Genomic DNA, 24,569 nt, shown 5'->3' on the forward strand with positions numbered 1-24,569 from the left:
TATTTTTGCATAAAAATAACCAATATTCAAATGACGAAGTCGATTTACGCACTGCTTATTTTACTTGTTTTTATCGGATGTAAATCTGAAAAAGAAAAGAAGTCTGCTCCCGCAGAAAACGCCGTTGAGGTTGCTAAAGATTCATTAATTTATCCTGAAGAAACACATTTTAAATCGATTAAACAGATCACTTTTGGTGGTGATAATGCTGAGGCATATTGGAGTTTTGACGATAAGCAAATCGTGTTTCAATCGAATTTTAAGGATTGGGGCGTAAACTGTGATCAGATGTTCTTAATGAATGCTGATGAAACTTTTAACGGCACAAAACCGCATATGGTAAGTACTGGAATGGGAAGAACTACTTGTGCCTATTTTCTACCTGACAATAAGCATTTTGTATATGCTTCAACGCATTTAGGTGATAAAGAATGTCCTGAAGTGCCTTTGCGTAAAAATGGAAAATACGTCTGGCCGGTATATGACGATTTTGACATTTTTGTGTCGGATCTGGAGGGAAATATCGTCAAGCAACTAACTACCGAAAAAGGCTATGATGCCGAGGCAACAGTTTCACCAAAAGGAGATAAAATTGTATTTACCTCAACTAGAAGTGGTGATTTGGAATTGTACACAATGAATATTGATGGAACTGATGTAAAACAAATTACAGACGAACTTGGATATGACGGTGGTGCGTTCTTTAGTCCTGACGGGACTAAACTTATATTCCGTTCATCAAGACCAAAAACTGATGAGGAGATTAAAGCCTACAAAGATCTGCTAGCTCAAGGTTTAGTTGAGCCTACCGATATGGAGTTATACATCTGCAATGCCGATGGAAGCGACCTGAAACAGCTTACGTTTTTAGGTAATGCGAATTGGAGTCCGTTTTTTCATCCTTCAGGAGAAAAAATCTTGTTTTCATCAAACTATGAAGCCGAAAGAGGTTTTCCTTTCAATCTTTATTTAATTGATATTGATGGAAAAAATCTTGAACGTGTCACTCATGGTGAAACTTTTGATGCTTTCCCTGTATTTTCTAATGATGGAAAAAAACTGCTCTTTTCTTCTAACAGAAATAACGGAGGTGGGCGCGATACCAATTTGTTCGTGGCGGAGTGGACAGATTAGCAGGCGATAGCAGTCTTAACTAAGCCGTCACCCTTCCAATTTTTACACTTTTATTCCCTGATTATTGCACTATATTTGCAAACCACAAAATGTGCTATGAAGAACATCAGGAATTTTTGCATTATTGCCCATATCGACCACGGTAAAAGCACCTTGGCCGATAGGCTGTTAGATTTCACAGGGTCGGTTACCGAGCGTGAAAAACAAGAGCAGCTTTTGGACAGTATGGATTTGGAACGAGAGCGTGGTATTACCATTAAGTCGCATGCCATACAAATGGATTATGAATATGAAGGAGAGCAATACATTCTAAACCTAATTGACACTCCTGGTCATGTCGATTTTTCATATGAAGTATCTCGATCTATTGCCGCTTGCGAAGGTGCTTTGCTTATCGTAGATGCTGCACAAAGCATACAAGCGCAGACCATATCCAATTTATATTTAGCATTAGAGAATGATTTAGAGATTATTCCTGTACTTAACAAGGTTGACTTACCTAGTGCAAATCCTGAAGAGGTTACCGACGATATTGTTGATTTGTTAGGATGCGACCCAAGTGAAGTAATACACGCCAGTGGAAAAACTGGTTTTGGGGTGGAAAACATCTTACAAGCAATTATTGAGCGTGTTCCGGCACCAGAAGGAGACCCAGATGCTCCTTTGCAAGCTTTGATTTTCGATTCAGTTTACAATACCTTTAGAGGTGTAGAAACTTACTTCAGGGTCTTTAATGGTGAAATTAAGAAAGGACAAAAAATTAAATTCGTCGCTACTGGTAAAGAATATTTTGCGGACGAAGTTGGTACTTTAAAGCTGAACCAAGTCGTAAAATCAAGTGTTAAAACAGGAGATGTTGGTTATTTAATTACGGGTATTAAAACCGCTAAAGAAGTTAAGGTTGGTGATACCATTACCGATTTCGCAAACCCAACAACCAATATTGTTGAGGGTTTTGAGGATGTGAAACCTATGGTATTTGCAGGAATTTATCCGGTTGATACAGAAGATTACGAGGAGCTGAGAAACTCCATGGAAAAACTACAACTAAATGATGCCTCTTTAGTTTTTCAACCAGAAAGTTCTGCGGCTTTAGGTTTTGGTTTTCGTTGTGGATTCTTAGGAATGTTGCACATGGAAATTATTCAAGAGCGTTTAGAACGTGAATTTGATATGACCGTTATCACAACGGTACCTAATGTGTCATACCATGCGTATACCAATAAAAATCCTGATGATGCTTTTATTGTAAATAACCCTTCAGATTTACCAGATCCGTCGACTGTGAATCGTGTTGAAGAGCCTTATATTAAAGCGACCATTATTACAAAATCTGACTTCGTTGGAAATGTAATGTCGCTATGTATCGAAAAACGCGGTATGATTACTAATCAAACCTATTTAACGACTGAACGGGTCGAGCTTACGTTTGATATGCCTTTGGCCGAAATTGTATTCGATTTTTATGATCGCCTAAAAACAGTTTCTAAAGGATATGCTTCTTTTGATTATTCGCCTATAGGGATGCGAGTTTCAAAACTTGTGCGCTTAGATGTCTTATTAAACGGACAACCAGTAGACGCACTTTCCGCCTTAATACATGCGGACAATGCGCATACTATTGGTAAAAAAATGTGCGAAAAACTGAAAGAATTAATTCCACGTCAACAATTTGATATTCCAATTCAAGCAGCAATTGGCGCAAAAATAATATCCAGAGAAACTGTAAAAGCATTACGTAAAGATGTAACCGCAAAATGTTATGGTGGAGATATCTCACGTAAGCGTAAACTACTAGAAAAACAGAAAAAAGGTAAAAAACGCATGCGTCAGGTTGGGAATGTCGAAATACCTCAACAAGCGTTTATGGCTGTGTTGAAGTTGAATGATTAAAATAACGCAGGGATACTAAGATTTTCCATTACCAGAAAAAATTCCAATTAAGGAAACCACAAATAACACTAGCTGGTTCTATTTTAGAAGTGGAATTTATTCGGATATCTCTGCGGTTTCTTCCTCTTTAACCTCTATTTCCAACGGCATTCCTAAATACACAATTTTAAAGCCCTTTTTAATCGTAAGTTCCTTTACTGCGCTCGAAGAAATGATGTGAAGCACCCCTTCGTCATCCATTATAAAAAGAGGGATTGATTCGCGAGTATTATTCAGCTTGAGCATAAATTCACTATACTCCTGCTGATTGCCAACAGCTAGCTCTGTGATTTTAGGATAATCACGAGCAACTTCGCTTAAATTCAAATAATCATCAGTACAACAAAACAAACCTTCTTCCGGTATAGGCTCGTTACTTTTCATCTCGGCATCAGTTACTAACCTAAATGCGCCATGTTCTCCAAGACTTTCGGCAAAACGATTAATAGCATATTTATTCACCTCGGCGCTCCCAGTAAGCGCCAGTAAATATCCAATATCACTAAGCTCAATATCATTTTGAAGATCGTCAGAAAACACATTGGCGGCCGCAGCATCTAAACCCATTGCCTTTGCGCGTTCGATATTATCGTTGTTACTATCTATGAGCACAACATGCCTATCATTGTCGTTTAAATATTTTCCTATTAAACGTGAAACATTCGAGGCACCAACAATCAAAATGCCTTCTGACTTTGTTAAAAATACTCCAACCAATTTTGCAAACAAGCGGGCTGTTGTAGCATTTAATAATACCGTTCCTAATACCATGGTAAACACCAATGGGGTGATATATTCAGCACCCACTTCACCTCGGTCAACCAGTTTGCTACCAAATAAAGACGCGATACCAGCGGCTACAATACCACGGGGACCTACCCAGCTTATAAATAGTTTTTCGTTAAACTTTAATCCAGATCCTTGTGTGCTTAAAAAAACGCCTATCGGCCTAATTATAAAAATAACGACAGCTAATAAGATGGCTGTATTCCAATTATATACCAAAAGCAGATCCTCAATATTAATATTAGCTGCCAAAAGGATGAATAAAATAGAGATTAACAGTACGCTAAGCGACTCTTTAAAATAAAGAAGCTCTTTTAAACTTGGTACATCACTATTACCCAAAAACATTCCCATAACCACCACTGCTAATAAACCTGATTCGTGTGCAAAAAGATCAGATTCTACAAACACCAAAAGCACTACCGACAGCGTTGCAACATTTAAGAGGTAATGTGGAATCCATTTTTTCTTTATAAACCAGTACAGGGCATATCCAGCTGAAATTCCGAAGGAAAAACCGATAAGCACGATCTTACCAAATTCGATAAATGCTTGTTTTGTGAATCCGCCTTCGTCACCTACGCTAATAAATTCAAATACCAAAACAGCTACTAAAGCACCTATGGGGTCAATCAAAATTCCTTCCCATTTTAAAACTGCCGAAACATCTTTTTTAAGAGGAATATTTCTAAGAATTGGTGAAATTACAGTAGGGCCCGTTACGATAATGAGTCCTGCAAAGAGCAGCGAAATTTGCCAGTTTAATCCAAAAATGTAATGAGCAGCCACACCAGAACCGATAAAAGTAATTAGGCTTCCTAGGCTAATGAGTTTAACAATAACGGGGCCTACCTTCGATATTTCGCTTCTTTTTAGGGTGAGGCCTCCTTCAAACAATATAATTCCGATTGCGAGTGAAACAAAATGAAATAGTCCCTCACCAGGAAACAATCCTTTGTTGCCATCCCAAATAGGCTCGATCCATTTTGTGCCATCAACGGAAAACAGGGTAGAAAAAGGGCCAACTAACAAGCCTATTAAGATTAGTGGTAAAATAGCTGGTATTTTAAACTTCCATGCTACCCACTGTGCTAATATTCCTAATATGATGATGCCACCCAGTTCTAACATACTGTAAATTTTGGTTAAAATACTACTTTTTAGCTGTTCACCCTGAAAAAATAGTGTTACGGGCAAGTTATAAATTCTGTTAAAATCCCCATAATTAAATTGTTCATTTGAAAACAATATTGATTCGTTTTAGTAATTTGCTTCGCTTTATAAAATTCAAATGAATTTATACCCTATTGAGGCTGGGAATTTTAAGCTAGATGGTGGTGCCATGTTTGGTGTGGTCCCGAAGACTATTTGGCAAAAGACCAATCCGGCAGATGCTAATAATATGATCGAGCTAGCAACACGTTGTTTGCTAATTGAAGATAGTAATCGACTTATCTTGATCGATACTGGAATGGGAAATAAGCAGTCTGATAAGTTTTTTGGGTATTACTATTTGTGGGGAGATTATTCATTAGATAGTTCGCTTAAAAAAGCTGGCTTTCATCGAGATGATATTACCGATGTTTTTATGACCCACTTGCACTTCGATCATTGCGGTGGCAGTGTCGAGTGGAATGCCGATAGAACTGGCTATCAAGTCGCATTTAAAAACGCTAAATACTGGACTAACGAAAACCACTGGAAATGGGCAATCGAACCCAACAAACGTGAAAAAGCATCATTCTTAAAAGAAAATTTATCGCCCATGCACGAAAGTGGTCAGCTAAATTTTATTAAGGGAAAGGAGAGCAATATTGCATCGACTTCTGAACTCAATTTCGGAATTTTCTTTGCTGATGGACATACCGAAAAGCAAATGCTACCTATGATAAAATACAAGGACAAAACCGTTGTATTTATGGGTGATCTATTACCAACAGTTGGTCATATTCCTGTGCCCTATGTTATGGGTTATGATACACGCCCACTGCTAACATTATCAGAAAAAGAGCAGTTTTTAAACATGGCCGCAAAAGAAAACTTGTATTTGTTTTTAGAACACGATGCTCACAATCAAATAATTACCGTAAAACATACTGATAAAGGCGTGCGTTTAAATGAAACGTATCGTTGTGAAGATATTTTTAAATAAAGTACTATGAAAAAGACCATTTACTCAATAGCCTCTATGCTATTGTTATCTGCATGCGGAAGCACCAATATTGTTTCAACTCCTATTGAAAATATTGATAATACTCCGCTAAAAGTTACTGATCTAACAGAACAACAGGAACAAACTTGGGGGCATCTCGATCTTGTAAGTGATACCATTCCAGGGATGAGCGTTGACAAGGCGTACAATGAGTTATTAAAGAATAAAAAAGGAACTAAGGTAATCGTAGCGGTTATCGATTCTGGTATCGATATCGATCATGAAGACCTTGATGGTGTTATTTGGACCAATACTGACGAGATTCCTAATAACGGTAAAGACGATGACAACAATGGATTTGTTGATGATATTCACGGTTGGAATTTTTTAGGAGACTCCTATGATGAACAACTAGAGCATGTTCGCATTTTAGCTAAAGGGTCGACTACCGATCCTAATTTTCAAAAAGCGCAAACAGCCTATAATGAAGATTATAATGAAGCTGTTCAGATTAAACAAAATGTTGATCAGTTGGTTCAAATTGAACCACAAGCTTCGGCTGTCTTAAAAAAACATCTTGGCAAAGATAATTTTACAGAAGAAGAAGTAAAAAAGATCACTTCTACTGATCAAGCGGTCATGCAGTCAAAGGGGTTCTATATGTTTTTATATGAAAACGGATTGAATCGTCAAAAACTATTAGATGCGGCTACTGACTTTGCTGATAGATTAAACTACAACCTTAAAAAAGAATTTAACGGCCGTACTCCAGTTGGCGACAACCCCTATGATTTTAATGATACTAGCTACGGAAATGGGAATGTAAAACCAGTAAAAAGAACCGAAAGTCACGGGACTCATGTTGCTGGTATTATCGCTGCAGAACGAAATAACGGAAAGGGCGTAAACGGCGTTGCAAATAATGTTGAAATTATGGCAATTCGCGCAGTACCGAATGGGGACGAATATGATAAAGATATCGCGTTAGCAATTCGCTATGCCGCTGATAATGGAGCAAAAGTGATTAATACGAGTTTCGGAAAATACTTTTCGCCAAATGCCGAATGGGTATACGACGCAATTAAATATGCAGCATCTAAAGATGTGCTTATTGTTAATGCCGCAGGAAATGAATCTTATGATTTAGACGACACCTCTAAAACGGTTTTCCCAAATGATCAGGTGGCAAATGGCAAGGAAATTGCAAATAACTTTTTAAGTGTAGGCGCATTAGCAAATAAATATGGTGGTGAAATGGTTGCTAGTTTTTCTAATTACGGAAAAATTAATGTTGATGTTTTTGCGCCAGGAGATGATATATATTCAACCATGCCAGAAAATGAATATGAGTATCAAGGCGGAACCTCAATGGCAGCTCCTGCAACCGCGGGTGTGGCTGCTTTAATACGCTCGCATTACCCTAAGTTAAAAGCTTCACAGGTAAAAGATATTATTATGCGATCGGGGCTTCCTGTTGCGACCAAAGTGGTTGTGGGTGAAGCAAAAGAAGCAAAACCGTTTTCTGATATTTCATCTTCAGGAAAAATGGTCAATGCATATAATGCACTTGTATTAGCAAGCAAAACAAAATAGTATTTAAAAAAATCAGAATGATCAAAAAAATTCTTTTAGCGGTTTTTGTTATCACAACAATTGGGACTAATGCACAAACAACTTATTGGCAGCAACATGTTGACTATAAAATGGATGTGAAGATGGATGTGAAAACCTTTCAATATACAGGAACGCAAGAATTGGTGTATACTAATAACTCGCCTGACGTATTGAATAAAGTATATTATCATTTGTACTATAATGCCTTTCAGCCGGGCAGTGAAATGGATATTAGGCTTCAAAATATTGCCGATCCTGACGGGCGGATGACTGAAAATCTTGGAACCAAAGAGAACCCAAATAAAGTAAGTCGTATTAGTAAACTATCTCCTGAAGAAACCGGATATATGCATGCTGTTGGTCTTACACAAGACGGGCAAAAAGTGCAGTTTGAAGAGGCGGGAACCGTTTTAGAGGTCGACCTAGCGACTCCAATTAATCCAGGAGAATCGACAAAATTGAATATGGAATTCAAAGGACAAGTGCCTACACATATTCGTCGCGCTGGTAGAAATAATAAAGAAGGGGTCGCATTATCAATGGCGCAATGGTACCCTAAACTGGCCGAATATGATTTCGAGGGGTGGCATACTTCACCTTATATCGCGAGAGAGTTTCATGGTGTTTGGGGCGATTTCGATGTGAAAATCACCTTGGATAAGAATTATACAATTGGAGGTACTGGATACCTTCAAAACCCAAATGAAATTGGTCACGGTTACGAAGATGAAGGTGTAAAAGTGAAAAAGCGCAGGGGTAAAACCTTGACTTGGCATTTTAAAGCACCCAATGTACACGATTTTACCTGGGCGGCAGACCCAGAATATGTGCATGATAGACTAACTGCGTCTAACGGAGTTGTGCTTCATTTCTTTTATAAAAACAAGAAAGACGATACCTCTTTTACAGCTAACTGGAAGAAGCTACAGCCGGATACTGCCAAGTTGCTTGACTTTTTTAATAAGAACGTAGGTGAATATCCATACAAACAATATTCGGTTATTCAAGGTGGTGATGGCGGTATGGAATATGGCATGTGCACATTAATAACCGGAGAACGCAGATACGGAAGTCTATTTGGTGTTACGGCTCATGAAATGGCCCACTCCTGGTTTCAATTTGTTTTGGCAACTAACGAGTCAAAACACGAGTGGATGGATGAGGGTTTCACTTCGTTTATATCTGAATTAGCCGAAGATAAAATTACTGGAGCTAACAAATCAAACCCCTTTGAAGGAACTTACCGCGGCTACTTTAGTCTTGTAGCATCTGGTAAGGAAATGCCACAAACGACCCATGCCGATCGTTTTGAAAATAACTTTGCATACGGTAGATCAGCCTACAGTAAAGGAGCTGTCTTTCTTGCTCAGTTAGGCTATGTTATTGGTCAGGAAAACTTGATGAAGACACTACAGAAATATTACAATGACTTCAAATTCAAGCATCCAACACCAAACGATATTAAGCGAACTGCGGAAAAGGTTTCTGGAATTCATTTAGACTGGTATTTAACTGATTGGACTCAGACCACTAACACTATTGACTACGGAATTAAATCATTAGATGATATAAATGGCAAAACGAAGGTTACTTTAGAGCGTATAGGCCTAATGCCAATGCCAATAGATGTGGTTGTTATTTATAAAGACGGAACAAGAGAATCTTTTTACGCACCATTGCGAATGATGCGCGGAGAAAAAGAAAATCCATATCCCGCGATTAGTCGAACTGTTTTAGAAGATTGGCCATGGGCGTACCCAACCTATTCTTTTGAAATAAACAAGCCTAAAAGCAGCATTGCAACCATTGTTATTGACCCATCAGAACTAATGGCAGATATTGATAAACGAAACAACTTTATCCAACAATAGTAATTACTAATTCAATAAGAATAAGAATCCGCCTAGTGGCGGATTTCTTATTTTTGACCATATCCTTAATTTCTATTGAACCAAAAATACCCACATAAAGAAAAACTCAAGAGTCGTAAGCTCATCGAAAAAATCTTTGCTGAAGGAAAATCTGTGAGTCAGTTTCCTTTAAAAATGGTGTATTTGCCTGTAGAATTAAATAGTGATAGTCCTCTTCAAGTTGGCGTATCAGCACCAAAGCGAAAATTCAAAAATGCTGTTACCCGAAATCGGATAAAAAGATTAATGCGTGAATCCTATCGCTTAAATAAGCATCTTATTTTTAACAACTTGCCAACATCCTACGCTTGTATGATTTTGTATATTGGCAAAGAAGAACCTGATTTTGGGGCTCTTCAAATAACAACACAAAAGCTTTTTACAAAGTTTTTAGAAAAAGAAAAGTCGGACCAACCAGGCTAGTTATATCAACTTTAAAATCTATTGTTTTATGAAAAAGTGCGTTTGGTTCGTTCTGCTATTATTCGTTTTCTCTTGTGAGGGGGAATATTCTAAAGAGCCCGTTCCTGAAAATTCTAGAGTATCTGGGCTTTTAAACAATTTTTCTGAAGAAGCCGAATATGATATAGCCTCATCGCAGGAAATGGCAGCCAAACCAATTCCTCCAAAGTTGATCCGCGAAGCCTACCTTCGATTTCAAACCCTAAATATCGATACGACATTTCAAAACATTGCATCCTACGTAAAGCGAAGTGGTGGCTTTATACAAAGTGATCGCTCAGATAAAAGTTACAATCAGCTCACTCGAACACTCATTGTTCGCATACCTGTCAAAAACTTTAATACCGTTGTAAATGATATTGATAATGATGTTGAGTATTTCGATTCTAAAAATATTTCCTCTAAAGATGTCACCGAAGAATTTATTGATTTAGAAGCTCGGTTAAAAGCAAAAAGAACCTTGGAAGAGCGTTATCTGCAGATACTTTCAAAAGCTAAAAACGTCAAAGAAATTCTGGATATCGAGCGTGAACTCTCAAAGATCAGAGAAGAAATAGAAGCAAAACATGGTCGACTAAAATACCTTGAAAATAAAGTTTCAATGAGTACGCTTACCATTGAATTTTACAAAATAACAAGCGAAACAGGCGTTACTGTTTCTTATGGTTCAAAAATGTGGAATGCTATCAAATCAGGCTTTGATGGTATCTCAACTTTCTTCCTGTTTTTGTTAAACATCTGGCCATTCCTTATTATTGTTACTATCTTAACCTATTATATCAGAAAAAAATGGAAAAAATCTCGTTCAAAAAAAGAATCGTAGTTCCGGTTCTTGCCGTCGTAATTCTCTTTACTGGTTCCTCATTTAAATCAGACTTTTTTGAGATCGCTAAACAGATAGAAATCTTCACAACTCTGTTCAAGGAACTTAATATGAACTATGTCGATGAGACTAATCCGGCTGAGTTGATGGATAATGCCATTAAAGGGATGCTGGGTAATCTCGATCCGTATACGCAGTACTATAATGAGCAGGATGTTGAAGCTAGTAAGATTAGAAATAGCGGAGAATATTCCGGTATTGGTGCGTTGGTAAGGCGTTTTAACAACAAGATGATGATTGTTGAGCCTTACAAAAACTACCCAGCAGATAAAGCGGGATTAAAGGCCGGTGATGAGGTCATAAAAGTGGGTGATGTTGTAATTGCCGATTTTAAAGATGAGACAAGCGAGCTTTTAAAAGGTGCAACCAATAGCGAGGTTCAAATAACCTACAAGCGTCAAGGAAAAACACAAACAACATCGCTTAAACGCAGTGATATTGAGATCGACGCCGTCCCATTTTATAAAATGATGAATGATGACACGGGTTATATTGTGCTGGCTAAATTTAATAGAAAAGCATTCGCACAGACCAAAGAGGCCGTTATCACTTTGAAAGAAGATGGCGCTAAAAAATTGGTATTAGACTTACGTAGCAACCCCGGCGGATTATTAAATGAAGCCATTAAAATTGTCAACTTATTTGTCGATAAAGGTCAGGTTATTGTGAGCACGCAATCGCATATTAAAAAGTACAACAAAGAATATAAAAGTAAAATGCAGCCATTAGATACTGAGATTCCATTGGTCGTGTTGGTAAATGATCGAAGTGCCTCGGCTTCTGAGATTGTTTCAGGTGCTTTACAAGATCTTGATCGAGCGGTAGTCGTTGGTAATAGAAGTTTTGGAAAAGGGCTCGTGCAACGGCCAAAAAAACTTACTTATGGCACACAACTTAAAGTAACTATCTCTAGGTACTACACACCGTCAGGAAGATGTATTCAAGCATTAGACTATTGGAATCGTGATGAGTTTGGTAATGCAACTAGAACTGATGAAAAAGACTACAAAGCCTTTAAAACAAAAAAGGGCAGGTCTGTTTACGATGGTGGAGGAATTGAGCCTGATGTAAAAATGATAAGTTCAGAAACCTCTCCTTTGGTGAAGTCGTTAATTGCTAATTATGTGATATTCGATTATGCGACCAAGTTCTATTATGACAATCCGTCCAAGAATATGAATAGTTTTGTGTTTACTGATGCTGATTATGCTGCTTTTAAAACCTTTGTAGCTAATAAGGGTATCGACTATGAAACAGTTACTGAAAAGCGATTAAAAGCCTTATTAGAGTCCGCAAAAGCGGAAAAGCTGGAGTCTGCGGTAAAAAAGGATTATAAAGATATGCTTAGCAGTTTAGCAAGCAGTAAAATTAATGCCTTAGATGATTACAAAAAAGTCATTAAAAAAGAGTTGACTGATGAAATCGTGAAGCGGTATGAATATCGTGAAGGGCTTTTTAGCTACCACCTTAAAAACGACGAAACCGTTAGTAAGGCTGCGGAGCTTTTAAGTGATGAAAGCAAGTATTTAGCGATTTTAGAGTAATCAGGTCGAAATAAATAGAAAATCAAACCCTTAAGGTCTTAGCTACTTTAAGGCTTTTCTATTTAAAGAATAACTCAAACAGGTTTTAGAATACTTCACAAAAGTTAAAAAAGCTTGTTTTCTAGTAACATCAGGTCAACCTTGCCCTCGTTCCACTGTTTTGAAAGCGCATCTGGTACAGGTGTAAACACATAAGAAAAAGAACTTAAAATAATATCTTGATCACCATCTTGATCAACATCACCAGCATCCATTAAAAACCATCGGCCTAGAGCGTGGTCTTTTAAGGTGTAACTTTTAAATTGGTAATTGGCAGCGTTCTCATTTTCTAAATACACAAAAGACAGCTCAGGTTTATTGTCATAATCAGGAAAAGTAGAAATAAGTGCTATGTCAATATCTTGGTCTTGATCAAAATCTCGAGCTAAAAGCCGTGTAGCACCATTGAGTGGATAGAAATAGGTTTCTTCAAAATGGCCCTTTCCATCATTAATATGAATGCGCATTCCGTGATAAGGCTTATGAACGTATGATTTATCAGCATTATCACCATTAACTGTAATAATGTCCTTAAATCCGTCACCATTATAATCAACTAGCTCGAACCAACTGCTGCCGTATATCGGACTAAAGCGAATTACTTTTTCCGGTCGGAAATCCAGTGGCCCATCTTGGTAAATAATTGTGATTGATTCATCACCCTGAGAGGTAATCGCAACAATATCAACCCAACCATTATTGTCTATGTCTTCTAGAATTGTTCGTATCGAACCTGGTTGTGCTAAAAGTGTTTGTTTGTCGTATTCGCCTTGTTCATTTTCAACTAAAACAGATAATTCACCGACCAAGTTCCCAAATTCACAGACCACAAGCTCATCTTTTCCATTCTTATTTAAGTCATACAGACTGGTATGTACAGGTCTGTGTAATACGTTTTTAAGCCGAATTTCCGAAGGCCCTTTCTTTTTTATTATAGCGCCGGTCGGGATATCGGACGGATCTAGCTTTCCAACTTCGGTAACATAGGCCACATCATCTTTTATGTCATAATCTACTACTCCTGTTTGAAAATTACCAAGCCTAGTGTTGGTCTCTTCTTCAAAATCATACTCAAATAAACCGCCCATGATCGTTCCATTCTTCAAAGTATTATCTGAAATGTTGTATTCTAAATGAGTAATAAATGTTCCCGGATTTTCATCTAAAGCAATTGGTTTTGGCTCAAATAAATTCAATTCAGAAGTCGTTATTTCCGGTGCTGTTGACACTAGAGAATCCGGCGCGTTTTCGATGATATAATCCTTTAACAAATCCCAATCTTCATTAGACAACATCGGTTTAAGCGGATAGATTCCCGTTTTCATTACAGCTTCTATATCGGCAAAAGATAATCCTTCATACTTATTATAGGTGCTATCTTTTATTCCCATTCTTGCACCCATATCAGGTAAAATAGCATTTGCCCAAAGGTCTTTTGGAAGTGATTGTATTGAGGGTGCTATATGGCAACTAGCACAATAGGTTTTGTATAAAGCTTGTTGGTTTTTGGTTTGGTCTGGTTGCTGGCAGGAGGTAATGAGAATCATTACCACTAAATGGCGAATTGTAAATTTTATCATGTAATTTGTTTGGTCATTGCTATATGCGGTATTCCATCTTCTAGATATTCGTCTCCTTCTTGATGAAAACCGTGGGTACTATAAAACTTCTTTAAATAGGTTTGTGCTGATATTTTAATAGTCGACTTACCGAAATGATCTTTAATAGCCTTTACGCTCTCTTTAACCAAATCGTGACCATAGCCATACTTTCGCTCATTTTCTTGAACCACAACACGACCAAAACTCGGACATTCAAAATAATCTCCGCCTTTAAAAATGCGTGTATATGCGATTATTTTTTCGTTCTTATATCCTATAAGGTGCAATGCCTTCTCATCTTTTCCATCGACATCTTGATACACACAATCTTGTTCGACCACAAAAACTTCAGCTCTTAATCGAAGTATTGCATATAGTTCGTTCAAGCTAAGCTCGTCGAAACGTTTAACCTTAAAATTTATAGTTGTACCCATCTAATCTTGTACAATAACATCTTTTGCGTCGCATTTACCAAACTCTGGCTGAATGTTTACATGGTTAATATCGAAATCGTGAAACAATAGCTCTTCAATGGTATTTAAAATGCGATCAAATTCTGACAAGTTAATATCTTCTTCAAAATCGATATGTGCTTCTAGGTGTACTTCATCTTCATTAAGCTGCCAAACGTGAATATGATGCATGTTCTTTACTGATGGAATATTAACAACGGCTGCAACAATCTTCTTAATATTGATATCCTCTGGCGTGAATAACATTAATACTCTAGTAGATGAGCGTAGCAGATCATATCCCATATAAATAAGATAAACACCTATTAACAATGTCAACAAACTATCGATCCAGAAAACACCAAAAAACTTCATGAGTACTCCACCAATCAAAACTGCAACTGAGGCCATCATATCGGTTAATAAATGAAGATAGGCCGATTTCATATTCATATTAACATCAGCATCCTTTTTTATCAATAATACACTAAATCCGTTAGCTATGATTCCCAGTAACGCTAACCATATCACTAGGTTTGAGCCTATTTCTTCAGGGTTTTGAAACCTTTTTATTGCTTCAATAATTAATAAAACAGCAACCACAACTAATGTGGCGGCATTTACAAAAGCCGCAATAATCTCGGCCCGTTTATATCCAAAAGTCTTGTTAGTTGATGCCTTTTTCCCGGAAAGTTTATTAGCTATATAACTAATAATTAAGGAAAGAACATCGCTAAAATTATGTAGTGCATCAGATAACAGCGCCAAACTTCCTGAAATAATTCCGCCTACTACTTGAGCTGCAGTAATAAGAATATTCAAGAAAATGGAGATTAATAGGTTTCTACCCTTTAGATCTCCATGACGATGTGAGTGACCGTGATTATGTTCGTGGGTGTGAGCCATAGTATCCTCTAAAATTAGGATAAAACGGCTTAATTATGACGTTACTAGTCATTTTTCTAGCAAGAAAGTTCGCTGATTTTTTTTACGCGATTTTCGTGTCGACCACCTTCAAAGTTCGTTTTAAAAAATGTTTCGACCATTGCTACTGCTTGAGGTAAAGAAGTATACCTAGCGGGAACACATAATATATTTGCGTTGTTATGCTGTCTAGTAAGTTCAACGATTTCCTTCGTCCAACATAAACCTGCTCGTACTTTTGCATATTTATTGGCTGTCATAGCAACACCGTTACCACTACCACAAATAAGAATACCAAAATCCGCTTTCCCCTCATGTACATCACTAGCTACTGGGTGTACAAAATCAGGATAATCAACACTACTATTTTCGTTCGTACCGTAGTTCGTTATTTCATAACCTTGTTCTTTCAACTTTTCAACAATGGTTAATTTGTACTCAGTACCCGCGTGATCGTTACCAATAGCTATTTTCATCTGTTCTTTTTTATTATTTTTTATTTGTCAGATGTAATTCGCCATGGAGCATTTCGGTTGATATCAACTTAACTGCTATGGCTCATTTCATTTTTTTATGCTCTAGTTGTGAACAACAAAGGTACTTTTTAACCAATTATATAATTCTTAAAAAGTAATTATTTTACCCACAGTTAATAGTTAGTTAATAACTAAGGACAGCCCATTGTTTATATTTAATGATGAATTTGGAAAAGTATTTTTTGATTTTAAAGGAATATTTATAAGCAGGCTTCTATAAGCTGCTTCCAAATTTTTTAATGCTTATTTATGAGTTCGAAATGAGCATTAAACCACCATTTTATCAACTAAAAAAATCTGGTTTTTTATTAAATTTTAATTGTTCAATTTGGTTGTGAACAATTGTTGATAGGATTTGAAATCTACCTAAAACCAAGCAGTTAAATTATAAATATCTTGTTAATTACTGTTTACCTTTTTTAATAAGTGAAACTATCAAGCTTATTCTAGAAAAGATATGCCACATATGAACACCCTATAATAACCATCATTTTATTTTAAATTTTAAAAAGAAAAAATGAATTGATATTTAATAGTGTTGATAACCTTTGTGTCTTTTGAAAGATGAATAACAAATTGCTAATTGTATACTACTTAATCTGATTCTTAACTAATATGTTCTTATTCACTTCTTTTGAGGGGAAACTTTAAAAAAGAAAATCTATTCTCTTTGCTCTTTTTTCTTGCTTCTAATAAAACCTAAACAATATTTAGTGGAGAGCTATTCTCAAAATCTGTGATAAGTTGCTTTACATAGTCTGCGTAGTCCTTGTGTACTTTTAGATGAATACCTCCTAATGCATTTGAATAAAAAGGTGCTACTTGAATCATTGTTTCATTTTGAAAAATATGAGGAATAGCTTCTTCTTGTAAACGCGCTTTTAGTAGCACATATTCAAAAGGATATGTGTAGGTGGCAACAACTATAAAGTTTTGCATAACAGGATTTTGTAATATTCAAAAAGGAAGTTATGAAATTTTTGGAAGAACTACTTTTTGCAAGGTTACTTTTTCCGATTGTTTGATGACATTTTCCTTATGCGTATTGGTTTCGTCGGTAAGTGAAGTGTTTATGTAGGACACAAACACGCCGAGACCTATCAAGAAAATGATGACAAATAAGACGATTATTTTATGAACTCGTTTCACGATTTGAGATTGATTGATTGATGATTGTTATATAAAGACGTTCGATTTTCGCTTTTGTTACACAAAAATTATATTTTTTTTAACTTTTTTTAAGTAGACGTTAGCATTTCGGTATCCTTACTAGTTAACGAAAGTTAAATAGCTTCTAGTATCTATTTAGTTATTAAACAGTACCTTTACTAAAATTTAGAAATGAAAACCTACTTTGTAAGCCCCATGAATTATGAGAAGATGGTAGGTGCAGCTATAGAAAATGGCAAAAAGAAAAAAACGAAAAGGCAGTAATAATAAGATATCCAACCTCACTGCCACTATCTTTAGTATTCTTAAAAAAGATAGAAATCAAACTTTTAACTACAAACAGATTGCAGCTAAACTAGGTGTTACCGATGCTAGCGGAAGAAATCAAATTATTAAAAAACTTCAGCAGTTAAAAGAAAAGAAACAAATAGAAGAGGTTGAACGAGGAAAGTTCAAAGCAATAATTTCAACAGAGTATTATCGTGGAATTTTAGATCTTACCAGCAATGGTAATGGTTATGTAATTACTGATGCTTTTGATTCGGATATTTTTATAACAAGTAACAATATCAATAAAGCACTAAATGGTGATGAAGTAGAAGTCTATGTATATAAGCGCCGCCGAAGCGATAAACTTCAAGGTGAAATTGTTCAAATAATAAAACGAAATAAAACGGAATTTGTTGGCGTACTTCAGCTTACAAAGAACTACGGATTTGTCAACATATCAAGTCCGAAGATGTATACCGATGTTTTTGTTCCTAAGAATAAGATAGGTGATGCTGAAGACGGAGATAAAGTAGTAGTTCGATTGGAAGATTGGCCTGAAAAAGCTGATTCACCTTTTGGTAAAGTAATACAAGTACTAGGAAAACCTGGAGAACATCATACAGAGATTCATTCCATTTTAGCTGAGTATGGGCTACCTTACGAATTTCCGGATGATGTACAATTGTTTGCTGATAAACTAGATACAAGTATTACTGTAGATGAAATTGCAAAACGTCGCGATATGCGCGATACATTAACCTTTACAATCGATCCGAAAGATGCGAAAGATTTTGATGATGCTCTCTCATTTAAAGAACTAGAAAATGGGAATTATGAAATAGGAATTCACATTGCAGATGTATCTCATTATTTAAAAGAAGGCACCATCTTAGATGATGAAGCTTATGATCGTGCAACCTCAGTTTATTTGGTTGATAGGGTAGTGCCAATGCTTCCAGAAATTCTTTCAAACGGAGCCTGCTCCTTAAGACCACATGAAGAAAAGTATACCTTTTCTGCTGTGTTTGAAATGGATAAAAATGCAAAGGTGCTGGATCAGTGGTTTGGTAGAACAGTTACCTATTCTGATGAGCGTTTTGCTTATGAAGAAGCTCAGCATATCATAGAAACTGAAGGAAATAAGATATCAGAAGAAATTTCTATTAGAGAAGGTGGAGGATATGAAGTAAGTGATGACATAAAAAATGCGACTTTGACTCTAGATCGTCTTGCAAAAAAAATGCGATCGCAGCGTATGGGTGCAGGTGCTATTTCTTTTGATAAAGTTGAAGTAAAATTCATGTTAGATAAAGAAAATGAACCAGCAGGAATTTTCTTTAAAACATCAAAAGATGCCAATAAACTTATTGAAGAATTTATGCTACTGGCCAACAGAAAAGTAGCAGAATTTATAGGTAAGAAAAAAGGAAAAGAAGGTAAGCCAAAGACATTTGTATATCGTACGCACGACGAACCAGATGAAGAAAAATTAATGAATCTGAATAACGTCATATCCCGTTTTGGATATAGCGTTAATATGAAATCTCGTAAGACAATTACTTCTTCATTAAATGACCTTTTACAAGAAGTAAATGGGAAAAAAGAGCAGAATTTAGTAGACACTTTAGCCATACGAAGTATGAGTAAGGCAGAGTATACTACACATAATATTGGTCATTATGGCCTTGCTTTTGATTACTACACCCACTTTACATCGCCTATACGACGTTATCCCGATGTAATGGTACATCGATTGCTTCAGTACTATTTAGACGGAAATAAGACCGCTAACGAGAAAGTATTTGAAGAAAAGTGCCAGCATTCTTCAAATATGGAAAATCTAGCTGCTAGGGCAGAAAGAGATTCAATAAAATATATGCAGGTAAAGTTCATGCAAAATCACCAGGATGAAGAATTCTTAGGTGTTATTTCTGGAGTTACTGAATGGGGAATTTATGTAGAGATTATATCTAATAAGTGCGAAGGTATGGTCAGAATTCGTGAGATCAAAGATGACTATTATAGTTTCGACGAACGCCAATATGCCTTAGTAGGAGAGCGAACAAAAAACACCTATCAATTAGGAGATGAAGTATATGTAAAAGTCAAAAACGCCGATTTAATAAAAAGGCATTTGGACTTTACGTTGATTGGAAAGAAGGAGGATTAATTTATTGCTAATGTCAGTTCGAGTGGTTTCATTTGAATGACAAGGAAAATGAAATTGTATCGAGAACAAATAGATAATAACAAGGTTCTCGATACAATTTTTCTTTCGTACCTCAGAAAAACCACTTGAACTGACAATTGGCTAGATATCTGATTTATGAAAATATATTATGTCTATATCTTATTATGTTCAGATGAAACCTATTACACCGGAATAACCTCTAATCTTAATAAAAGATTGTTCGAGCATAATTCGGGAGAAAATGCTGACAGTTACACTTACCATAGGAGACCGATTGAATTAGTTTATTATTGTGAATTTACAGAAGTTGGTTTTGCTATTGATACTGAAAAACAAATTAAAAAATGGTCTAAAGCAAAGAAAGAAGCATTGATCAATAGTGAATATGATAAGCTGCCTAATCTTGCTAAAAAGAAATTCAAATAACAAGTGTCAATTCGAGTGTTTCTATTTAACCGAGAGGGAAAATAGAAATGTATCGAGAACCTTATAAAAGCCTACCTCAAATATTAAGACCTAATAGCAGCAATCCCAGGTAAGGTTTTTCCTTCAAGACTTTCTAGCATTGCGCCACCACCAGTGCTAACATAACTTACTTTATCAGCAAAGCCAAATTGCTTAACAGCGGCAACAGAATCACCACCACCAACTAAAGAGAAAGCCCCATTTTTAGTAGCCTCAGCAATAAAGTTACCCAGCTCAATAGTTCCTTTAGCAAAGTTCTCCATTTCAAAAACACCCAAAGGACCATTCCATAAAATTGTTTTGCTTTCTAGTACAACATCTTTAAAGCGCTGCATAGAAACTGGACCAGCATCTAGACCTTGCCAACCATCTGGAATATTGGTTACATCAACCACTTGGGTATTGGCATCATTTGAAAATGAATCAGCCGCCAAAACATCAACAGGTAAATGAATTTTTACACCTAATTCTTCAGCCTTTTGTAAGATGTCTAAAGCAAGTTGTTGTTTATCATCTTCACAAATAGAATCACCAACTTTTCCACCTTGCGCTTTTACAAATGTATAGGTCATACCACCACCAATAATTAGGTGGTCAATCTTACTTAAAATGTTTTCAATAATGGTAATTTTAGAAGATACTTTTGCGCCACCAAGAATTGCTAAAACTGGTTTTTCACCACTAGTCATTACCTTATCAATAGCTTCAATTTCTTTTGCTAAAAGATCACCAAAACATTTATTTCCTTCAAAAAATTTAGCAACTACTGTGGTTGAAGCATGTGCTCTGTGTGCGGTACCAAAAGCATCATTTATATAAACATCACCTAGTTTTGAAAGAGACTGAGCAAATTGCTCATCACCTGAAGTTTCTTCACTATAAAAACGAAGATTTTCTAATAATAGTATTTGACCAGGTTCTAAATTTGCGGCAGCCTCTTCAGCTTTTTCACCAATGCAATCATCAACAAACAAGACGTTTACACCAATAATTTCGGATACAGCATCGGCAATATGACTAAGCGAAAGATCAGCATTTACCTGTCCCTTTGGTCGACCTAAATGCGACATTAAAATTGCACTTCCACCATCTTCAAGAACTTTAATAATAGTTGGTTTAGCAGCACGAATTCTAGTAGTGTCTGTGACTTCTTGTTCGTCGTTTAAAGGAACATTAAAGTCGACACGAATTAGTGCTTTTTTATCTTTAAAGTTGAAGTTTTCTATGGTTGCCATTTGTCAAGTAATTTAGTAGTAAGTTGTTAATTAATGAGGCGCAAAGATAGGGCAATGTTTAAAATCATGTGCCTATAAATAAGTTATATTTGTTACATGATGTTTGCTCAAGTAATAGGACATGATATAGTAAAAAAGCACCTAATAAAAAGTGTGCATAATGGCCGTGTTCCTCATGCCCAGATGTTCGTAGGACCAGAGGGTTGTGGTAAATTGCCACTGGCAATTGCCTATGCACAATATTTGGTTTGTGCCAATACGGGTGATGATAATAAAGGAGGCAAGGATAACTGTAATTTGATGTTCAAAAAGTTCGCACATCCTGATGTACATTTTTCATTTCCAGTAACAACAACTTCAGCAATAAAAAAAGATCCGAAGTCGGCTGATTTTAACCAGGAATTCCTTCAGTTTCTTAAAGAAGAACCGTATGGTAATTTATTGGATTGGCAACGGTTTATGGGTGTCGAGAAAAAGCAAACAATTATCAATGTTCACGAAGCAAAGAGTGTTGATCATTTTTTGAGTATGAAACCCTATGAAGGGGGATATAAGGTGGTTATTATGTGGATGGCGGATACGATGAACGAGGCGGCTGCTAATAAACTATTAAAGTCGATTGAGGAGCCACCAGATAATACAGTAATTATTTTGCTTGCCAAATCTGAAGAAAATGTGATTGGTACCATACGATCTAGATGTCAGGTTATTCACTTAAATGGATTGCCGGAAGTAAGCATCACAAAGGAACTTGTAAATAGAGGAGTGCCTGAAATGAAGGCTAATAAAATAGCGCATCAATCAGCTGGAAACTTTAACAAAGCACTTGATTTGGTTGAAGGACGTTCAGAAGATTCTATGTTCGAGGAATGGTTTATCACCTGGGTTCGTAATGCGTTTAGAGCAAAAGGAAATAAGTCAGTGATTAATGATCTGGTGGATTGGAGCGAAAGCATCGCCACATCTGGACGCCAAGCACAAAAGGAATTCTTGATATATAGTACTGAAGTTTTTAGGCAGGCAATGCTTATTAATTATGGTGTTGAAACCTTGTCGTATTTTGATTTCGAAGGAAATGATTTTGACCTGAAGAAGTTTGCTCCATTTATTCATAATGGAAATATTGTTGAACTAATTGCTCATTTAGAAGAAGCTGTTTATCACGTACAAGGGAATGGCAATGCGAAAATTATTTTAACTGACCTTTCAATTAAACTAACTAGATTACTTCACGCAAAACAATAGAATATGGATACTATTCTGAACAACGGAATCGAACTGTTACTAATGCTATTTATCATCATTACATTTCTACAATCAGGTATTGATAAAGTGGTAGATTGGAAAGGAAACCTAAGTTGGTTAAATGAGCATTTCTCTAAATCTATTCTAGCGGGAACGGTTCCGTTATTGCTCGGAATTGTTTTGGTGCTAGAATTGATTTGTGGTCTACTAGCGATTGTAGGAATATATCAATTGCTAAGCGCAGGGGATAGTACTATGGCAGTGTATGCAAGTTTATTATCTGGACTTACATTACTTATGTTGCTATTCGGACAACGAGTCGCAAAAGACTATGCGGGTGCACTTACCATAGTATGTTATTTTATGGTAATTGTAATCGGTTTGTTTGTACTCAGGAGTTAGACTACTCTTTCTTGTAAGCCTTATTCAACTCAACTAGTAGTGCGGCAGTAAGGTCATTTTCTTCAACACCATATAAGACACTTCCGGTTTGGTTAGAACCATATATATAGGTATAACCATTCGTTTTACCGTAGTCCTTAATAAAGTCTTTAACCTTTTTAACTAAAGAATCAATTTGTTGCTGCCCTTCTAATTGTATTTGTTGTTGTTCGTTTTGAAACTGCTGACCAAGAATCTGACCTTTCTGTGCAAGCAACTGATAATTTTCTTGTTGCTGTTTCTGGCTCATCTTTTGAGCTTTAATTCGGAAATCTTGTTCTTCAAGTTGATATGCTTGAACAACACTATCTCTTCTTTTTGTAAAATCTGCCGTTTTGGTTTCGAATTCAGATTTAACATCTTTCATCTCTTCGTAGTCATCGACCAATTTTGAAATATCTACGAAAGCAGTTTTTTGCTGCTCACAAGAAAAAGATAAAAAGGCAAGACCTAAAAGAAGTAATTTTTTCATGATTTGTTTTTTCAGGTGGTAAAAATAGAAATATGATTTTAGATAGGAATACTGATGTGTATTTTAAATATAGATTTTTCTTATTAATGTAGTTTTTGAATAGTATTTTCTTATTACAAATGGATTAAAATAAAGCCCTGAGAAGGCTTATAATTTTAAAGCAAGGTAAATCGATGTGTGCTAATACTAAGGTTTAAAATTGGTCACCTGAATGATTATTTAGCCTTTCGCAGTATATAAATGATAGAAGAGTATTCTTTTGTTCTTATTGCACTTAGATTGGACCGCAATCCAATGTAAATTGCCTTGACCCAATTTCGTTTTCCGGATTTATGTTGCTCGGATAATAAGGACACATAAAATGAATCGAACCACATAGGTTTAACTTTTTCAAGTTGGAGATTGTGTAATTCTGCTAGTTGAGATATTCCTGTTTTCGAGAAATGCCATAGATGTCTTGGAACATCAAAACCGGCCCAATGATCTTTATAATGGTTGGCATCATAAGAGTTGAAATTTGGAACCGCAATTACTAGTCTACCATCTTGGTGTAATAGTGATGTGATTTTTTGAAGGTCTTCATTTAGGTTCGGAAGATGTTCTAATACGTGAAATAGGGATATTGTTTTGAAGGATGATTTTGGGTCAATGGAAGCTATAGAAGAATGTAGTTCTAGGTTGTTTTGATTAGCTACCGATCTTGCTTGATCGGAAGGTTCAATTCCTATTGATGAATACCCTTTCATTTTCATCGCTTCAATTAAGGATCCAGTTCCGGCACCAATGTCTAGATGTGAATCCGAACTATTCATATAATAGGACAATAGCTTGGTTTTTGATCTTAGAGAAATGGACTTGACTAGTTGATACAATTTATCAAATAAACCCTTGGTCGAATTCGTATGTGATATATAATTTTCGCTTTCGTAATAGGAGGGTAAATCCATTTCGTTGGGCCTAGGATTGGTGATTAGAATATCCAGATCAGAATGTTGATGGAGGGTAAATTCTTCCTTGGTAACGAGATGGTCTTTACAGGTGAAAAGTGATTGCGAATGGAATTCGTTAAGATCGATTTGCTTCATTAAACTAATGTTCCACGTGGAACGTT

General features: G+C 36.2%; 22 protein-coding genes. 12 read left to right on the forward strand and 10 right to left on the reverse strand.

Translation table 11 applies throughout. The features are described 5' to 3' along the window. Positions 1-30 precede the first annotated feature (30 nt). Both GWK10_RS09150 and lepA read left to right on the forward strand, forming a co-directional pair. A complete protein-coding gene (locus tag GWK10_RS09150) occupies positions 31-1,134 on the forward strand; it encodes a TolB family protein (protein ID WP_164031809.1) in 1,104 nt (367 codons plus the stop codon). A gap of 96 nt (positions 1,135-1,230) precedes the next feature. After that, on the forward strand, positions 1,231-3,027 hold the full coding sequence (lepA, locus tag GWK10_RS09155) for a translation elongation factor 4 (RefSeq protein ID WP_164031811.1): 1,797 nt from the start codon (positions 1,231-1,233) through the stop codon (positions 3,025-3,027). Between the two features lie 96 nt (positions 3,028-3,123). Here lepA and GWK10_RS09160 read toward each other — a convergent pair whose 3' ends face one another. Continuing rightward, on the reverse strand, positions 3,124-4,983 hold the full coding sequence (locus GWK10_RS09160) for a cation:proton antiporter (protein ID WP_164031813.1): 1,860 nt from the start codon (positions 4,981-4,983) through the stop codon (positions 3,124-3,126). Positions 4,984-5,143: 160 nt separating this feature from the next. Here GWK10_RS09160 and GWK10_RS09165 point away from each other — a divergent pair, with 160 nt between their 5' ends. The 6 genes from GWK10_RS09165 to GWK10_RS09190 all read left to right on the forward strand — a co-directional run bounded on the left by GWK10_RS09165 (position 5,144) and on the right by GWK10_RS09190 (position 12,417). After that, entirely contained in the window at positions 5,144-6,004 is an 861-nt protein-coding gene (locus GWK10_RS09165; RefSeq protein ID WP_164031815.1) for an MBL fold metallo-hydrolase, read from the forward strand. 6 nt (positions 6,005-6,010) lie between these two features. Then, positions 6,011-7,597 carry a S8 family peptidase gene (locus GWK10_RS09170; protein WP_164031817.1) on the forward strand — a complete coding sequence of 529 codons (1,587 nt, stop codon included), beginning with the start codon at positions 6,011-6,013 and terminating at the stop codon, positions 7,595-7,597. A 17-nt stretch (positions 7,598-7,614) separates the two neighbouring features. Beyond that, the gene (locus GWK10_RS09175; protein ID WP_164031819.1) at positions 7,615-9,489 is read left to right on the forward strand and encodes a M1 family metallopeptidase; all 1,875 of its coding nucleotides are present in this window, start codon (positions 7,615-7,617) and stop codon (positions 9,487-9,489) included. A gap of 75 nt (positions 9,490-9,564) precedes the next feature. Beyond that, on the forward strand, positions 9,565-9,951 hold the full coding sequence (rnpA, locus tag GWK10_RS09180) for a ribonuclease P protein component (protein ID WP_164031822.1): 387 nt from the start codon (positions 9,565-9,567) through the stop codon (positions 9,949-9,951). A gap of 28 nt (positions 9,952-9,979) precedes the next feature. Beyond that, positions 9,980-10,813: a DUF4349 domain-containing protein gene (locus GWK10_RS09185; protein ID WP_164031824.1), complete on the forward strand. Its 834-nt coding sequence runs from the start codon at positions 9,980-9,982 to the stop codon at positions 10,811-10,813. Next, on the forward strand, positions 10,780-12,417 hold the full coding sequence (locus tag GWK10_RS09190) for a S41 family peptidase (protein ID WP_164031826.1): 1,638 nt from the start codon (positions 10,780-10,782) through the stop codon (positions 12,415-12,417). Before GWK10_RS09185 ends, GWK10_RS09190 begins: the two co-directional genes overlap by 34 nt. A 104-nt stretch (positions 12,418-12,521) precedes the next feature. Here the strand turns inward: GWK10_RS09190 and GWK10_RS09195 are convergent, their stop codons facing one another. The 6 genes from GWK10_RS09195 to GWK10_RS09220 all read right to left on the reverse strand — a co-directional run bounded on the left by GWK10_RS09195 (position 12,522) and on the right by GWK10_RS09220 (position 17,118). Then, positions 12,522-14,036: an FG-GAP repeat domain-containing protein gene (locus tag GWK10_RS09195; protein ID WP_164031828.1), complete on the reverse strand. Its 1,515-nt coding sequence runs from the start codon at positions 14,034-14,036 to the stop codon at positions 12,522-12,524. Next, complete coding sequence (locus GWK10_RS09200) at positions 14,033-14,491, reverse strand: GNAT family N-acetyltransferase (protein WP_204263110.1); 459 nt, start codon at positions 14,489-14,491, stop codon at positions 14,033-14,035. The genes GWK10_RS09195 and GWK10_RS09200 overlap by 4 nt, the downstream gene beginning before the upstream one ends. Next, complete coding sequence (locus tag GWK10_RS09205; protein WP_164031830.1) at positions 14,492-15,415, reverse strand: cation diffusion facilitator family transporter; 924 nt, start codon at positions 15,413-15,415, stop codon at positions 14,492-14,494. A 56-nt stretch (positions 15,416-15,471) separates the two neighbouring features. Continuing rightward, positions 15,472-15,909 (reverse strand): ribose 5-phosphate isomerase B, encoded by a 438-nt coding sequence (gene rpiB / locus GWK10_RS09210; RefSeq protein WP_164031832.1) that lies wholly within the window; start codon positions 15,907-15,909, stop codon positions 15,472-15,474. A gap of 759 nt (positions 15,910-16,668) precedes the next feature. Continuing rightward, positions 16,669-16,908, reverse strand: a complete 240-nt coding sequence (locus GWK10_RS09215) for a DUF2007 domain-containing protein (RefSeq protein ID WP_164031834.1) — start codon at positions 16,906-16,908, stop codon at positions 16,669-16,671. 30 nt (positions 16,909-16,938) lie between these two features. Further along, the gene (locus GWK10_RS09220; protein ID WP_164031836.1) at positions 16,939-17,118 is read right to left on the reverse strand and encodes a hypothetical protein; all 180 of its coding nucleotides are present in this window, start codon (positions 17,116-17,118) and stop codon (positions 16,939-16,941) included. Between the two features lie 253 nt (positions 17,119-17,371). On the opposite strand from GWK10_RS09220, the gene rnr reads away from it, so the two are divergent. Further along, positions 17,372-19,579 carry a ribonuclease R gene (gene rnr / locus GWK10_RS09225; protein WP_164031838.1) on the forward strand — a complete coding sequence of 736 codons (2,208 nt, stop codon included), beginning with the start codon at positions 17,372-17,374 and terminating at the stop codon, positions 19,577-19,579. A gap of 156 nt (positions 19,580-19,735) precedes the next feature. Continuing rightward, positions 19,736-20,026, forward strand: a complete 291-nt coding sequence (locus GWK10_RS09230) for a GIY-YIG nuclease family protein (RefSeq protein WP_164031841.1) — start codon at positions 19,736-19,738, stop codon at positions 20,024-20,026. Positions 20,027-20,109: 83 nt separating this feature from the next. Here the strand turns inward: GWK10_RS09230 and GWK10_RS09235 are convergent, their stop codons facing one another. After that, positions 20,110-21,300: a phosphoglycerate kinase gene (locus tag GWK10_RS09235; protein WP_164031843.1), complete on the reverse strand. Its 1,191-nt coding sequence runs from the start codon at positions 21,298-21,300 to the stop codon at positions 20,110-20,112. 96 nt (positions 21,301-21,396) lie between these two features. Here GWK10_RS09235 and GWK10_RS09240 point away from each other — a divergent pair, with 96 nt between their 5' ends. Both GWK10_RS09240 and GWK10_RS09245 read left to right on the forward strand, forming a co-directional pair. Next, positions 21,397-22,545, forward strand: coding sequence for a DNA polymerase III subunit (locus GWK10_RS09240; RefSeq protein WP_164031844.1), 1,149 nt, complete (start codon positions 21,397-21,399; stop codon positions 22,543-22,545). Positions 22,546-22,548: 3 nt separating this feature from the next. Continuing rightward, positions 22,549-22,947 (forward strand): DoxX family protein, encoded by a 399-nt coding sequence (locus GWK10_RS09245; RefSeq protein ID WP_164031846.1) that lies wholly within the window; start codon positions 22,549-22,551, stop codon positions 22,945-22,947. Between the two features lies 1 nt (position 22,948). Here the strand turns inward: GWK10_RS09245 and GWK10_RS09250 are convergent, their stop codons facing one another. Together GWK10_RS09250 and GWK10_RS09255 are read right to left on the reverse strand one after the other, a co-directional pair. Continuing rightward, positions 22,949-23,458 (reverse strand): OmpH family outer membrane protein, encoded by a 510-nt coding sequence (locus GWK10_RS09250; RefSeq protein WP_164031848.1) that lies wholly within the window; start codon positions 23,456-23,458, stop codon positions 22,949-22,951. A 215-nt stretch (positions 23,459-23,673) separates the two neighbouring features. Further along, positions 23,674-24,543 carry a class I SAM-dependent methyltransferase gene (locus tag GWK10_RS09255; RefSeq protein ID WP_164031850.1) on the reverse strand — a complete coding sequence of 290 codons (870 nt, stop codon included), beginning with the start codon at positions 24,541-24,543 and terminating at the stop codon, positions 23,674-23,676. Positions 24,544-24,569 lie beyond the last annotated feature (26 nt).

This window comes from Spongiivirga citrea (assembly GCF_010671565.1).
Classification (GTDB): domain Bacteria; phylum Bacteroidota; class Bacteroidia; order Flavobacteriales; family Flavobacteriaceae; genus Spongiivirga; species Spongiivirga citrea.

Coding starts and splice junctions, on each gene's coding strand:
- GWK10_RS09150 (WP_164031809.1), top strand. CDS start 31: ATGACGAAGTCGATTTACGCACTGCTTATTTTACTTGTTTTTATCGGA.
- lepA (WP_164031811.1), top strand. CDS start 1,231: ATGAAGAACATCAGGAATTTTTGCATTATTGCCCATATCGACCACGGT.
- GWK10_RS09160 (WP_164031813.1), bottom strand. CDS start 4,983: ATGTTAGAACTGGGTGGCATCATCATATTAGGAATATTAGCACAGTGG.
- GWK10_RS09165 (WP_164031815.1), top strand. CDS start 5,144: ATGAATTTATACCCTATTGAGGCTGGGAATTTTAAGCTAGATGGTGGT.
- GWK10_RS09170 (WP_164031817.1), top strand. CDS start 6,011: ATGAAAAAGACCATTTACTCAATAGCCTCTATGCTATTGTTATCTGCA.
- GWK10_RS09175 (WP_164031819.1), top strand. CDS start 7,615: ATGATCAAAAAAATTCTTTTAGCGGTTTTTGTTATCACAACAATTGGG.
- GWK10_RS09185 (WP_164031824.1), top strand. CDS start 9,980: ATGAAAAAGTGCGTTTGGTTCGTTCTGCTATTATTCGTTTTCTCTTGT.
- GWK10_RS09190 (WP_164031826.1), top strand. CDS start 10,780: ATGGAAAAAATCTCGTTCAAAAAAAGAATCGTAGTTCCGGTTCTTGCC.
- GWK10_RS09195 (WP_164031828.1), bottom strand. CDS start 14,036: ATGATAAAATTTACAATTCGCCATTTAGTGGTAATGATTCTCATTACC.
- GWK10_RS09200 (WP_204263110.1), bottom strand. CDS start 14,491: ATGGGTACAACTATAAATTTTAAGGTTAAACGTTTCGACGAGCTTAGC.
- GWK10_RS09205 (WP_164031830.1), bottom strand. CDS start 15,415: ATGGCTCACACCCACGAACATAATCACGGTCACTCACATCGTCATGGA.
- rpiB (WP_164031832.1), bottom strand. CDS start 15,909: ATGAAAATAGCTATTGGTAACGATCACGCGGGTACTGAGTACAAATTA.
- GWK10_RS09215 (WP_164031834.1), bottom strand. CDS start 16,908: ATGCAAAACTTTATAGTTGTTGCCACCTACACATATCCTTTTGAATAT.
- rnr (WP_164031838.1), top strand. CDS start 17,372: ATGGCAAAAAGAAAAAAACGAAAAGGCAGTAATAATAAGATATCCAAC.
- GWK10_RS09230 (WP_164031841.1), top strand. CDS start 19,736: ATGAAAATATATTATGTCTATATCTTATTATGTTCAGATGAAACCTAT.
- GWK10_RS09235 (WP_164031843.1), bottom strand. CDS start 21,300: ATGGCAACCATAGAAAACTTCAACTTTAAAGATAAAAAAGCACTAATT.
- GWK10_RS09240 (WP_164031844.1), top strand. CDS start 21,397: ATGATGTTTGCTCAAGTAATAGGACATGATATAGTAAAAAAGCACCTA.
- GWK10_RS09245 (WP_164031846.1), top strand. CDS start 22,549: ATGGATACTATTCTGAACAACGGAATCGAACTGTTACTAATGCTATTT.
- GWK10_RS09250 (WP_164031848.1), bottom strand. CDS start 23,458: ATGAAAAAATTACTTCTTTTAGGTCTTGCCTTTTTATCTTTTTCTTGT.
- GWK10_RS09255 (WP_164031850.1), bottom strand. CDS start 24,543: ATGAAGCAAATCGATCTTAACGAATTCCATTCGCAATCACTTTTCACC.